13 protein-coding genes are annotated in these 14,307 nt (G+C 28.6%); 6 read left to right on the top strand and 7 right to left on the bottom strand.

Going from position 1 to position 14,307, the window contains the following annotated elements; translation table 11 throughout:
* Positions 1-20: 20 nt before the first annotated feature.
* The 4 genes from BRSU_RS10490 to rhaB form a co-directional block, all read right to left on the bottom strand.
* Positions 21-1,607 carry an FGGY-family carbohydrate kinase gene (locus BRSU_RS10490; protein ID WP_048595316.1) on the bottom strand — a complete coding sequence of 529 codons (1,587 nt, stop codon included), beginning with the start codon at positions 1,605-1,607 and terminating at the stop codon, positions 21-23.
* A 102-nt stretch (positions 1,608-1,709) separates the two neighbouring features.
* Positions 1,710-2,537: a rhamnulose-1-phosphate aldolase gene (gene rhaD, locus BRSU_RS10495; protein WP_209435151.1), complete on the bottom strand. Its 828-nt coding sequence runs from the start codon at positions 2,535-2,537 to the stop codon at positions 1,710-1,712.
* A 29-nt stretch (positions 2,538-2,566) separates the two neighbouring features.
* The gene (locus BRSU_RS10500) at positions 2,567-3,811 is read right to left on the bottom strand and encodes an L-rhamnose isomerase (protein ID WP_048595318.1); all 1,245 of its coding nucleotides are present in this window, start codon (positions 3,809-3,811) and stop codon (positions 2,567-2,569) included.
* A 19-nt stretch (positions 3,812-3,830) separates the two neighbouring features.
* Complete coding sequence (gene rhaB, locus BRSU_RS10505; RefSeq protein ID WP_209435152.1) at positions 3,831-5,231, bottom strand: rhamnulokinase; 1,401 nt, start codon at positions 5,229-5,231, stop codon at positions 3,831-3,833.
* A 199-nt stretch (positions 5,232-5,430) separates the two neighbouring features.
* On the opposite strand from rhaB, the gene BRSU_RS10510 reads away from it, so the two are divergent.
* The 6 genes from BRSU_RS10510 to BRSU_RS10535 all read left to right on the top strand — a co-directional run bounded on the left by BRSU_RS10510 (position 5,431) and on the right by BRSU_RS10535 (position 12,055).
* The gene (locus BRSU_RS10510; protein WP_083997900.1) at positions 5,431-6,387 is read left to right on the top strand and encodes an AraC family transcriptional regulator; all 957 of its coding nucleotides are present in this window, start codon (positions 5,431-5,433) and stop codon (positions 6,385-6,387) included.
* A 97-nt stretch (positions 6,388-6,484) separates the two neighbouring features.
* A complete protein-coding gene (locus tag BRSU_RS10515; RefSeq protein ID WP_048595320.1) occupies positions 6,485-7,978 on the top strand; it encodes a sugar ABC transporter ATP-binding protein in 1,494 nt (497 codons plus the stop codon).
* Positions 7,979-8,000: 22 nt separating this feature from the next.
* Positions 8,001-9,014, top strand: coding sequence for an ABC transporter permease (locus BRSU_RS10520; RefSeq protein ID WP_048595321.1), 1,014 nt, complete (start codon positions 8,001-8,003; stop codon positions 9,012-9,014).
* A 63-nt stretch (positions 9,015-9,077) separates the two neighbouring features.
* Positions 9,078-10,082 carry an ABC transporter permease gene (locus tag BRSU_RS10525; protein ID WP_048595322.1) on the top strand — a complete coding sequence of 335 codons (1,005 nt, stop codon included), beginning with the start codon at positions 9,078-9,080 and terminating at the stop codon, positions 10,080-10,082.
* Positions 10,083-10,104: 22 nt separating this feature from the next.
* Entirely contained in the window at positions 10,105-11,097 is a 993-nt protein-coding gene (locus tag BRSU_RS10530) for an autoinducer 2 ABC transporter substrate-binding protein (RefSeq protein ID WP_048595323.1), read from the top strand.
* 79 nt (positions 11,098-11,176) lie between these two features.
* Entirely contained in the window at positions 11,177-12,055 is an 879-nt protein-coding gene (locus BRSU_RS10535) for a D-psicose 3-epimerase (RefSeq protein ID WP_048595324.1), read from the top strand.
* 78 nt (positions 12,056-12,133) lie between these two features.
* Here the strand turns inward: BRSU_RS10535 and BRSU_RS10540 are convergent, their stop codons facing one another.
* From BRSU_RS10540 to BRSU_RS10550, 3 genes are read right to left on the bottom strand one after another with little or no spacing between them, the layout of a single operon-like run.
* Complete coding sequence (locus BRSU_RS10540; RefSeq protein ID WP_048595325.1) at positions 12,134-12,937, bottom strand: Cof-type HAD-IIB family hydrolase; 804 nt, start codon at positions 12,935-12,937, stop codon at positions 12,134-12,136.
* 3 nt (positions 12,938-12,940) lie between these two features.
* Complete coding sequence (locus BRSU_RS10545; RefSeq protein ID WP_048595326.1) at positions 12,941-13,579, bottom strand: 3-keto-L-gulonate-6-phosphate decarboxylase UlaD; 639 nt, start codon at positions 13,577-13,579, stop codon at positions 12,941-12,943.
* Positions 13,580-13,608: 29 nt separating this feature from the next.
* Positions 13,609-14,304 (bottom strand): L-ribulose-5-phosphate 4-epimerase, encoded by a 696-nt coding sequence (locus BRSU_RS10550; RefSeq protein ID WP_048595327.1) that lies wholly within the window; start codon positions 14,302-14,304, stop codon positions 13,609-13,611.
* Positions 14,305-14,307 lie beyond the last annotated feature (3 nt).

Raw genomic sequence — 14,307 nt, forward strand, 5'->3', positions numbered from 1 at the left:
TCTATCTCCAGATTAATCAATTAAAAATCTTTCATAATATTTTCATATTTAATTTTATCATTAAACATATTTAAATAAATTTCGTATTTTTTATTATAGTAATCAGCTAATTTATTATTAGGTTTTACTATATCTCCAAGTCTTCCCATTTTATTCAATGCTTCTTTATATGTAGGATATTCGCCGGAAGCTATAGCAGCATTAATAGCACTTCCTAAAACAACAGCCTCATCATGACCGGCAAAATAAATATCCTGATTACAAATATCTGCTAATTCCTGCATATATAATGTATTTTTAGTAGCACCGCCGCAAACAATAATAGTATTTATCTTATATCCATTATCTCTTGCAACTTCTATAATATGTCTAGTACCAAAGCATATACTGTCTAAAACAGCCAAATATATTTTAGCCATAGACTCTAAGTTCTCAGCCATATCTATACCTACAATCATACCTCTAGGTTTATTATCTGCTCTTGGAGATCTATTTCCATAATGATAATCTAAAACATGTAAATCTTTTATTATATAAGGATCTTTCTCTCTTAATCTTTTAATCTCATCATTCAATACATCATATACTTTATTATGCACACCATTTACTTGTTTTAATACAGTGCTATAGTAAGAATGATTTCTCAATGTATAATCTAATAAACTGCCATAGGCACTTTGTCCGCCTTCATTAAGCCACATATTAGAAACCATAGCATTATAATAAGGTCCCCATATACCGGGTATAAAAGTAGATTCATTTCTATTCATCATATGACAAGCTGAAGTTCCAGCAACTATAACAAGAACATCATCAGCTTCATCTCTTAATGAACCAAGACCTCCTGCATGAGCATCTATCATTCCTACAGAAACTTTTACATTTTCATGAAGCCCTAATTCTAAAGCACTTTGTTTTGTTAAAGTACCTGCCAAACTTCCAGGTTCTTTAACTGTGGTACCTATATTTTTATTTTCTAATAAATCAGATAAACCTATTGCCTCAAAAAAACTTTTATCCCATCTATTTTCATGTGCTAAATATGTCCATTTGCAAGCCAATGTACATGAACTTCTAATATCAGATCCAGAAGCCTTATACTGCAAAAAATCAGCTAAATCAAAAAACTTATCAATTCTTTTATATGAATCAATTAAATTATTTTTAAGCCATAGTATTTTTGGTATTTCCATTTCAATACTAATTTTACCGCCAACATAATTAAGAACTTCATAATTATTAGAATTTATAAGTTCAGTTTCTTTTTCTGCTCTGTGATCCATCCACATAATAATATTCCAATAATCATCATTATCCGGATTAACACTAACAGGTTTATCATCTTTATCTAATACTACAAGAGAACAAGTTGCATCAAAACCTATAGCAATAATATCTAAAGGGTTTATCTTAGCCTCTTTAATAGATTCTTTTACAACATAGCAAAGACTTTCCCATATATCTGTAGATGACTGCTCAACAAAATTACCAGACATTTTTCTATTTTTGATGTCTTTACTTTTAAATATAAGACTATCCCCAGTAATTGAGAATATTCCAGCCCTTACACTTCCGCTGCCTACATCAACACCTATAACATATTGCATAAAAACTCCTCATAATAAAAATAAGTATCTAGTAAGAATAACAGATACATAATAAAGCTATAAAAATAAAAACATCAAAATTTAATATATTTTCCTATATAATTATTTTTTTTCATATAAATATTCTTCAGGAAGAGTCAATTTAAAATCTACAGCTAAATCTCTGAAATTCTGAGGTAAAATAGTTTGTCTCTTATTATTTGACATAGATAAAACTTTCACTAAAATTTCAGCAGATTTTTCAATAGTATGAGCAAGCCCAAAAGTAATATCGTAATCCTCTCCTGAACAAAATAAACCATGATGCGCCCAAATAACAGCATCAAAATTATGCATAAGTTTAGAAGTAGCAATAGCTATATCTCTTCCGCCAGGAACCATCCATTCTACTATACCTATACCATTTGGAAATACTACAGGACATTCAGTAGCCATCTCCCAAAGCTCTCTAGTAAAAATTTTATGATCCAAAGGAAGTACAAATGTTAAAGCAATAACATTAGTTGGGTGGCAATGATATATAACTCTATGTTTATTATCTGTAGTGATTTTTTTTATTTCATGATTCATTAAATGAGTAGGAAGCTCGCTAGTTGGTCTTCCTCCATTCTTTAAGCCCCATAATACACGGTAATTATCTCCGCTATTATCAACCTGTATTATACAAGTACTATCCTCTGTATCTAAATCAACATTTTTGAAAAATTTTCCTGAACCTGTAACCATAAAATATTCATTTGCCAATTTAGGAACTGATACACCTATAGGTTTATATTCATTATTTTCTTTAAAATATTTAGATGCTTCTTCAACATCTTTTTCTGTTAAACGATAGCTTAAATTTCCTCCGTTTCTTTCATGCCAATTATGAAGATATCCGTCTTTAGCTAATTCTATAAAACCTTTTACAAATTTAATATTATAATCCATAAATTCCATCCTTATAATAACTATTAAAATTAAACTCTTTTAACAAGAACATTCTTCTCATAATCTTCTATCTCTTTAAACCATTCTTCAGAGCCTATTACATTGTTTCTATTACAAAACTCATTCCATACATCTCCAAAAGGATAAGTTTTTATTTCTTCTTGTAAAAACATTAATTGAGTAAATTTACTTTTCATTTGAAGATCATATAAAGTTTTATTAGGCTGAAGTAATCCGAATAATAAAGCTTTCTGAACATTTCTAATTCCTATAACCCAAGCAGCTATTCTATTTATACTAGCATCAAAATAATCTGTTGCTATTTTTATTCTTGATATATCATCGCATCTTGTTATTTCTTTACATATTTCTTTAACTTCATCATTAAATAATATAACATGGTCAGAATCCCATCTTACAGGTCTTGTTATATGCAATGCTAAATTTTTATTGAATAAAAGCATAGAAGAAATTTTATCATAAATAGATTCTGTTGGGTGATAATGACCATTATCCATTAAAGGCATAATACCTCTTGAAGCTGCATAATTAATACAGAATTCAGCAGAACCAACTGTATAGCTTTCCAAACCTATACCAAAAACTTTAGATTCTAAACAAACAAGAACTTTTTCTTTATCATAATCTATAGATAATATTTCATCTAATGATTTTTGAAATCTTACTCTAGGAGACATTCTGTCTGCAGGTATATCTTTATAACCATCAGGTATCCATATATTCATAACGCATGGTTCATTTAATTCTTCAGCAAAATATTGAGATATTCTTATACAAGCTTTTCCATGCTCTACCCAAAATTTTCTAATTTCTTCATCAGGACTTGATAATGTGAATTGAGATGCTTTAGGATGAGAGAAAAATGTAGGGTTAAAATCAATACCCATATTTCTTTCTTTTGCAAAATCAACCCATTTTTTAAAATGTTTTGGTTCAAGTTTATCTCTGTCAGCAAATTCTCCGTCTTCAAATATAGCATAACTAGCATGTAAATTAAGTTTATGCTTTCCAGGTATTAAACTAAAAGCCTTATCCATATCCTGCATCAATTCCTGATAGTTTCTAGCTTTTCCTAAATAATTACCTGTAGTTTGTATACCGCCAGATAGATTCTGTTTAGTATCAAAACCATTAACATCATCGCCCTGCCAGCAATGTACAGAAATTTTTATATTTTGTAATTTTTCTAATGCTTCATCTGTATTTATTGATAATTTAGAATACATTTTTTTAGCTTCTTCATATCTGCTCATAAAAAACTCCTCAAATATTTTAATTATATTGTTTTATATCAAAAGAATAAGAAATGCATTTTCTTGCTTCCTTAACAGAAGAAAATACACCCTTATTTAACATTTGGCATGTAATATTACCTATAGATGTTGCCTCAACAGGTCCTGAGAAAATATGCATATTAGTTTTCTTAGCTATTAAAGAATTTAAATAATTATCCTGAGAACCTCCTCCTATTATAAAGAATGAATCCATTTTCTTACCCGATAAAAACTCAACTTCTTTTATAGCTTCATGATAACTATGACAAAGACTGTTATATACAATATTTACAATATCATTTATAGATTTAGTTTCATAATTTAATTTAGTCTTACAATAATCCTTTATACTATCTATCATAGAACTAGGAGAAAAGAATGCATTATCATTAACATCTATAATAACGCTGCTGTCATTTAATTCTCTTGCCATATTACTTAATTCTTCAAAAGAATATTTATTATCTAATTCTTTTTTAATATTTTGTATTATCCATAGTCCCATTATATTTTTGAGATATCTATATTTATGATTATAACCGCCTTCATTGGTAAAATTCAATTTCAAACTATCCAAACTATTATTGTATTTTTCACTTTCTATACCCAATAATGACCAAGTACCAGAACTCATATATAAAAAGTCATCTTTTTCTGTAGGCACTGATAATACTGCTGAAGCTGTATCATGAGATGGTGCTGTAACTACTTCCAAATCAAATCCTACTGCTTCTTTTATATCATCTTTCAACATACCCACAAATGTTCCAGGCTGTAATATATTTTGAAACATATGTTTAGGTATTTTTAGCTCATCCAATATATCAGTATCCCATTCACAAGATGAAACATTTAATAATTGTGTAGTGCTGGCATTAGTATATTCATTATTTTTTTTACCTGTAAGCAAAAAATTAAAATAATCAGGCATCATCAAAAAAGTATCAGCCTTACTTAAAATTACGCTGTCTTTCATTGAATATAATTGATATATTGTATTAAACTCCTTATTTTGTATTCCTGTTTTCTTATAAAGTTCTTCTTTAGATATTATTTTATACACTTCCTCAGGAATATTAAAAGTTCTTTTATCTCTATAACTTACAGCATTTCCCAATGCATTATTATCTTTATCCAATAAAACAAAATCTACACCCCAAGTATCTATAGCCATAGAAACTGGTATTTTATTTATTTCTTTACATTTTTTTATGCCTTTTACAATTTCAGAAAAAAGATAATTTAAATCCCAGCATAAATGATTGTCAATTTCAGATACGCCGTTTTTGAATCTGTAAACTTCTTCAACTGATAATTTATTATTTTCATTAATATATCCCAATATATGTCTTCCGCCTGAAGCGCCTATATCTACAGCTAAAAAATAATTTATTTTCATAATTCCTCTTTATATAATATATAACATGTAGAATAAATTTATTATTGAAATATTCTACTACAGTTGTTTTTTTTACATAAGGACTAAATTTGAAACTAACAGTATTTTTTTTTGATTTATTAATGAAATTTGACTTCAATTATGTTATAATAAGTAGTATCATTATTATGCGGAGGTAAACACCATAGATAGTAAAATTTTGAATTTCTTTGACAATATAACTGAAGAGGAACGTGAAATTTTATCTGGAAAAAAGAGTTTTAAAAAACAGCTGTATACTGATGACAATGATTTTATATGCGTAGATGTAAATAAATTCTTAAAGAAAGGGAATTTAATCACAATAAGACCACATACAAGATTTATAGATATACCGGAACACAATCATACATATATAGAAGTTATTTATGTTCTTAAAGGAAATATTATACATATAATAGATAATGAAGAAATAACCTTAAATAAGGGAGATCTGCTATTTTTAAATTTTAATATCTCTCATAAAATAAAAGCCTGCAATAAAAATGATGTTGCCATAAACTTTATAATAAAAAAAGATTTTTTCAATGATGTATTATCTATGTTAGATGAAAATAACTATATAAAAGATTTTATAATAAATTTATCTAAAAGTGATAATACTAAAAGACAATTTTTACTATTTAATACATTCGGAATACTTCCAATAGAAAATATAATCGAAAATTTAATATACTCTATAATAACAAACCGATCTTTAGATGAAGTTAATATTAATAAAAAACTTATTGGCATATTATTTATGTATTTATACAATTATACTTTTCTTCTAGAAAAAAATTTTGTATTAGATGATGAATATACTATATCAAAATATATAGAAAATTACATAGAAACAGAGTATAAAACAGCCAAATTATCAGAATTAGCCAAACAGCTTAATAGCAATATATTTCAGATAAGCAGATTCATAAAATCTAAATTTGGTCAAACTTTTAAAGAAATGCTGCAAAATAAAAAATTTGAGGTAGCCTCAAAACTTTTAATAGAAACTAATCTGTCCATTTCAGATATTATAAGTAATATAGGCTATGAAAATAACAGCTACTTTCATAAGAGATTCAAACAAATATTTACACTCTCTCCTGCAGAGTACAGAAAAAGATATAAAAAATAGCAAAAAAGAATGTAACTTTTGTTAAATTACGTTCTTTTTTTTTATCTATTTATGTACTATATTATAAAATAATTATTTAAATTAGGATTTGATATTTATGGATGATAAAACTTTCTTAGAAATTTCAAATGTAAGTAAAACTTTTCCTGGTGTAAAAGCATTAAATAATGTAAAATTTGATATTAGATATGGCGAAGTACATTCTCTAGTTGGAGAAAATGGAGCTGGTAAATCCACATTAATAAAAATATTATCTGGGTTTCAGCAGCCTGATTCAGGAGCTAAAATAGTTATAGACGGTCAAGAAACTAAACTTAATGGTGTAATAGATGCCATCAAAAAAGGGATATCTGTTGTATATCAGGATTTTAGTTTATTTGCTAATTTAACTGTGGCAGAAAATATAGGTATTAATGAAATTATAGAAAAAAAGCAATTTATTGTTAATTGGAAAAAACTTAATGAGAATGCGAGAAAGGCTTTAAAATTTATAGGTTCAGATATTAACCCTAATGAGATAGTAGAAAATTTATCTGTTGCCAAAAAACAAATGGTTGCTATAGCAAGTGCAATAGCACAAGATGCTAAAATGATAATATTAGATGAGCCTACTTCTGCTCTATCAAGAGGTGAAGTAGAACATTTATATGAAATAATAGATATATTAAAAAAGAAAAATATGGCTATTATGTTTGTAAGCCATAAAATGGAAGAATTATTTAGAGTTTCTGACAGATTTACTATATTCAGAGACGGACAATATGTTGATACTTTAGATAGAAAAGATGTAGATGAAGATAAATTAGTTTCTTTGATGGTTGGACGTAAAGTTGAAATAAAAAAATACGCTAAATTAGAGCAAAATGAAGATATAGTATTGGAAGTACAGCAATTATCTAAGAAAGGAAATATCAAAAATGTTTCTTTCAAGCTTCATAAAGGCGAAGTAGTAGGAATTACAGGACTTGTAGGTGCCGGACGTAGTGAACTTGCTCAGATAATATTTGGAATACTGCAGCCTGACAGTGGTAAAATATTAATAAATGGCAAAGAAGTATCTATAAATTCTCCAAGCGAGGCATTAGAAAACGGTATAGCATATATACCAGAAAGCAGACAAACACAAGGTCTTATTTTACCAAAAACAATAGAAAGCAATATAACTTTGCCTATTTTATCAAAATTTAAAAATAAATTTGGTCTTATAGATATAAAAAAACAAAGAGATTCTGTAGATCAATGGATAAAAATGCTTGATGTAAGACCAAATGATCCTAATATGTTAGCTTCTCAGCTTTCAGGAGGAAATCAGCAAAAGGTTGTATTAGCAAAATGGATATCAACAGGTGCTAATATATTGATCATAGATGAGCCTACAAATGGTGTAGATATAGGAGCTAAATCTGAAATACATCAAATCATTAGAAAATTGGCTAAAGAAGGTACATCCGTTATTGTAATTTCATCTGAATTACCTGAAATTCTTTCTGTAAGCGATAGAATTTTAGTTATGAGAAGAGGAACTATAAATGGTGAATTCATCAATGATTCTGTATCTCAAGAAGATATTATGCATAAAGCAGTTGTTTAATTAATTTTTAGGGGATTATTTTATGTCTAAATTTTTATTAACTATTACTAAACAAAAAGAATTTGGTATATTATTAATAATTATTGTATTATCTTTTGTATTAACTTTCATAAGTGATGCTTTTTTGAAAATAGATAATATCTTCGATTTTATGAGAAGTTATGCAGTTTTGGGCATCATGGCATTCGGTATGCTTCCTGTACTTATTTCAGGCGGTATTGACTTATCAGTATCATCTACTATAGCTTTATGTGCCGTTGTTATAGGTAAATTTTTGAATGCTTTTCCAAATTCAAATCCTATAATAGTAATTTTATTATCAATGCTTACAGGAGCAATAATAGGACTTATAAACGGAGTAATAATAACAAAATTTAAAATAGCTCCTATAGTAACTACTTTAGGTACTATGACAATTATATTAGGCGGAGTTTTATTCTATACAGGCGGAATATGGATTACAGGCTTACCTGAATGGTGGAAAGAATTCGGAAGAATTCAAATAGGAAATTTTGCTAATTCTCAAGGTTCAACAACAGGTTTATCTATACAGGTTATAATGCTTATAATAGCGGGAATAATTACTTTTGCTTTATTAAAATTTACTCTGATAGGAAGAGGAATATATGCTGTAGGCGGAAGTTATTCATCAGCTATAAGAGTTGGTTATAATGTTGAACAGATATTAATTTTCATATATGTATTTTGCGGTATAATGACAGGTTTCGCTGCTGCTGCTCATATATCAATAGTTGGACAGGTAGACCCTAATACTTATAATGGTTATGAATTAGATGTTATAGCAATAGTTGTTTTAGGCGGTGCTAGTACAATGGGAGGATATGGAACAGTATTTGGAACTACATTAGGTATTATATTAATGGCTGTACTTAAAAATGGATTAATTCTAGCTAAAGTTCCTACATTCTGGCAAAAAATAGTTATGGGAATTGTAATTGTAATAGCTGTTTCTGTTGATGTTATCAATAGAAAAAGAGAACAGGCAAAATTAGTACGTGTAGACATAGAAGAATAGATAAGAATAAAAAAGAATAAATAGAAAGAATAAAGAATATTTTATAAGAATAGAGGTATTTTCATGAAATTTATTTCAGAGTTTAAATCAAAATATGTTGGTGAGTTTAGTTTAATCATCACATTTTTAGTAGTATTTTTGCTTATGGCTATTCTTAGCCCGACAAAATTTCTTTCACCATATAATTTACAAACAATGGCTTTTCAAATGCCTGAATTTGGACTTATGGCTTTAGCGATGATGATATGTATATTGACAGGCGGTATTAATTTGTCCATTACTATGTCAGCATCCTTATCAAGCATAATATCTGCATTCGTACTTTGTTCTAACTTTACACAATCCAATCCAGTGATTGGTGTTATATTAAGTATTATTGCTGTTTTAGGTGTAGCAATTATATTAGGATTATTCAATGGTGCTGTAATAGCATATATAGGTGTTGCTCCTATGCTTGTTACTTTAGGTACTAAAACTCTATATGAAGGTATAGGCCTCAATTTCACAAAAGGCGGTTCTATATCAGGTTTTCCTGAACTTTATATAGAAATAGGTAACGGATCTTTATTCGGCATACCATATTCTATTATAATTTATATACTTGTAATATTTTTATGCTATTTTCTATTTGAGAGAAGTGCTTGGGGAACAAAAGTTTATATGATAGGATGTAATGAATTGGCATCTAAGTTTTCTGGAATAGATACTAAAAAAATTCTTCTTCAAGTATATGTTTATTCTTCACTATTAACAGGTATAGCTTCAATATTTATCACTTCAAGATATAATTCTGCTAAAACAGATTATGGTTCATCTTACTTAATGCAGGCAGTTACAGCTGTTGTTTTAGGCGGCACCAGCATATCCGGAGGTCATGGTAAAGTTATTGGAACTGTTATCGCTGTTTGTATAATACAGGTAATATCAACAGGACTTAATATACTTCAAGTTAATAGATATATTATTAATATAATAACAGGAGGAATATTAATATTAGTATTAGCTTTGAGATATATATCAAATGTTATAAGTGATAAAAAACAAATACAAAATCGTTTAAATAAATAAAAATATTTTAGGAGGCTATTTTATGCTCAAAAAAATCATTGTAGCTGCTTTAGCATTGAGTTTTGTTTTTATTAGTTGTTCTAATAATAATGCTTCAAATAATGCTGCAGGCGGAGAAAAAAAAGATGGATTCACTATTGTAGTTATGCCTAAATTAGTTGGAATTCCATACTTTACTCAAACAGGAGACGGTGCTGTAAAAGCAGGTAAAGATTTAGGTGTTAATGTTATTTATAATGGTCCTACAACTGCTGATGCTGCAGAACAGATCAAAATGTTGGAAGACTATATCACTGTTGGTGCTGATGCTATTTGTGTTGCTCCAAATGACCCTGCTGCTATGGATCCAGTATTAAGAAAAGCAAAAAATGCTGGTATATTAGTACTTGACTGGGATACTCCTGCTAATGCTTCATTAGTAGATGCTTCTATTCGTCAGATATCTGATAAAGAATATGCTGAACATATGTTGGATAAAATGGTTCAATATATGGGAACTGACACTGCTGAATGGGCTATATTAACTGGCGGATTATCTGCTGAAAATTTAAATACTTGGATTAATTTCGCTAAAGATTATGCTACAACTAAATACCCTAATTTAAAATTAGTAGCTGATCCTTTCCCTACAGATGAAAAACAAGATGTTGCTTTATCTACAACTAAAGACATAATAAAAGCATATCCTAATGTAAAAGGATTATTCTGTGTATCTACTCCTACACCTATAGGTGCTGGCTTAGCTGTAAGAGAATTAGGAGTACAAGATAAAGTTAGCGTTGTTGGTTCTGCAGTAAAAGAAGACGTTCAAGATTTATTAACAGATGGTTCTGTTGACTGCGGTTCTTTATGGAACTGTCCTAATTTAGGATATTTAACTGTAGCTGTTGCTAAATATATGCTTGAAGGCGGAAAATTAACAGACGGCGCAGATATACCTGGTTGGGGAGTTATAAAAATGGAAGGCGATAAAAATGTTATTTTAGGACCTCCAGAAGATTATGAAAAACAATAAATAAAATAATTATAAATAGAATTAGGTTGAAGTTTATACTTCAGCCTAATTTTTTATAGTATAGGAGGAATTAATAAATATGAAATATGGTATATATTATTCTTATTGGGAAGAGTCTTGGGGTGCTGATTTTGTAAAGTATATAGAAAAAGTATCTAAATTAGGTTTTGATGTTTTAGAAATCAATGCTTCTGCTCTTTTTGATTATTCGGATAATAAAATTAATGAAGTAAAAAAAATAATTAATGATAATAATATTATATTAACAGCAGGATATGGCCCTATAGCAGAACATAATATAGGAAATATAAATACTAGAAACAAAGCTCTTGATTGGTATAAAAAAGTATTCTCTGTTATGCAGAAATTAGATATACATATTATATGTGGAGCTATTTATTCTTATTGGCCTGTTGATTACTCTAAAAAAATTAATAAAGAAGAAGATTTAAAAATGTCAATTGAAGGCATGAAATTATTAGCTAATATTGCAAAAGAATATAATGTTAATATATGCTGTGAAGTATTGAACCGTTTTGAAAACTATTTATTAAATACTGCAAAAGAGGCTGTTGCTTTTGTAAAAGAAGTTGGTTTTGATAATGTAAAAGTGATGTTAGATACTTTTCATATGAACATAGAAGAAGAAAGTTTTGCTAATGCTATAAAAGAAGCAGGAAAATATTTGGGACATTTCCATCTTGGAGAACCTAATAGAAGAGTACCAGGTGAAGGAAGAATGCCTTGGAATGAAATATTAGATGCTTTAATAAGTATAGATTATAAAGGTTATGCTGTTATGGAGCCTTTTGTAAAAAGAGGCGGAGAAGTAGAAACAGATATAAAAATTTGGAGAGATTTAGTAGCTGATACTTCTGAAGAAAAATTAGATAATGCTGCAAAAAATTCTGTTCATTTCTTAAAAACATTAGAAAAAATCAGAAGAGAATTATTATAAAAAAATAATAAAAAAGAGGTTATAAACTTATTATAACCTCTTAATTTTCTTTTCATTAATAAGAATATATAAAAAATTCTATAATCCCAAATTTAAATATTTATTGATAAAATAACCAACCCCATCTTCTTCATTAGTTTTTGTAAGATGTCCGCATTTTTCTTTTACTATAGCTTCAGCATTTTCAACAGCAACAGATACTCCAGCAAAATCAAGCATCTCCAAATCATTATTATTATCACCAAAAGCCATTATATTATCCGGCTTAATATTATATTGATCTGCTAAATAACTTAATGCCTTAGCCTTTGAAGCATTAGGGCTATGCACTTCTAAATAAACAGGTCTTGAAAATGTATAATATATACTATTTCCAAAAGTTTTCTTTAATTCTTCTGCTATAACTTTTAATCTGTTGTTTTCACCTATAAACATAAATTTGCTGAATGAAAAATCTTCTATATTATCAAAACCTATAGTATAATTATCTATTTTGGCTATTGATACATAAAAATCTATCCATCTTTTATCAACAAAACCTATATTCCATCTTTCAGCTAAAAAACCCTGATGATATATATTATACTTCTCAGCAATCTTTATAAGCTCCTTACCTATAGAAGCATCTAAATTCTGCTGATATATAATATTAGAATTCTTATCAGTTATCATAGCACCATTAAATGATATAAGCTCTGTATCAATATTTAAATCATATAAAAATTTGGTAGCTGCAGAAGTGGGTCTGCCAGTAGACAATATTATTTTTATACCCATTTCAGCAGCTTTTTTTATAACATTTTTATTATATTCACTTATTTGATGATTACTATTTAATAAAGTACCGTCTAAATCGGTAGCTATAAGCTGAATATTATTCAAAGATTATCTCCAATACTTTAATATTTCTTCTTTAAATTTTCTAGCCTCTTTAGCAGGATCTTCAGCATCTCTTATGCTTCTTCCAGTAATGAAAGTAAATACATTAATATCTTTGAAAAGTTTCAAAGTATCTATTTCAAGACCTCCTGTAACAGAAACTTTAAATCCCATTTCAGTTAATTTTTTAATTTTTTCTAAATCGCTGTCAGACCAAGTTTGTCCAGCTAAAAGAGCATCACGGCTTTGATGGTATACAGCCTGAGTAATTCCTGCTTCTTTCCAAGCTTTAGCATGATCAAAAGTCCAATCTCCATAAAGTTCTACTTGAAGTTCTTTAACTTCTTTTAAAGCAGCCTTCATAGTAGGTATAGTTGCAGAACATATAACAGTCATCCAATCAGCACCAGCATCAGCACACATTTTTGCTACTGTACCGCCAGCATCTGCACATTTAGTATCAGCTAATATAATTTTATCAGGGTATAAAGCTCTAAGACATCTTACAGCTTCCATTCCTTCAGCTAAACAAAGAATAGTACCTGCCTCTATAACATCAACTTCATTTCCAACAGCTTTTGCAGATTTTAAAGCTCCGCTTAAAGTAGTATTATCTAATGCAATTTGTAATAAAGGTATAGCCATATTTTTCTCCTTAAAAATTATTTATATTATCAATTTTGTCCATAATAAGCATTTGCACCATGTTTTCTGAAATAGTGCTTATTAAGTAAATACTGTTCTACAGATTTGATTTCAGGATTTATCTGTATAGTTCTATATGCCATTTTAGCAAGCTCTTCCATAACAACAGCATTATGAACTGCTTCTTTAGCATCTTTACCCCAAGCAAAAGGACCATGAGAAGCTATTATGATACCAGGTATGTCCATAGGATTAATGTTTCTCTTTTTTAGAGTTTCTATAATAACAAGCCCAGTATTTTTTTCATATTCTCCTTCTATTTCCTCTTTAGTTAAAGGTCTTGCACAAGGTATATCACCATAAAAATAATCTGCATGTGTTGTACCAAATGCAGGTATATCTTTTCTAGCTTGTGCCCAACTTGTAGCATAGCTTGAATGAGTATGTACTATTCCGCCTATTTCAGGAAATGCTTTATATAACTCTATATGTGTAGCTGTATCAGAAGAAGGCTTATATTTTCCTTCCAATTTATTTCCTTCCAAATCTAAAACTACCATATCTTCAGCTTTCATTACATCATAATCAACACCGCTAGGCTTAATAGCAAATGTTTTAGATTCTCTGTCTAAACCGCTTACATTTCCCCAAGTATATATTACAAGTTCTTTTTTAACGAGTTCAAGATTCTCTTCAAATACTATTTTTTTTAATTCTTCAAGCATGAT

The organism is Brachyspira suanatina, from assembly GCF_001049755.1.
GTDB lineage: Bacteria > Spirochaetota > Brachyspiria > Brachyspirales > Brachyspiraceae > Brachyspira > Brachyspira suanatina.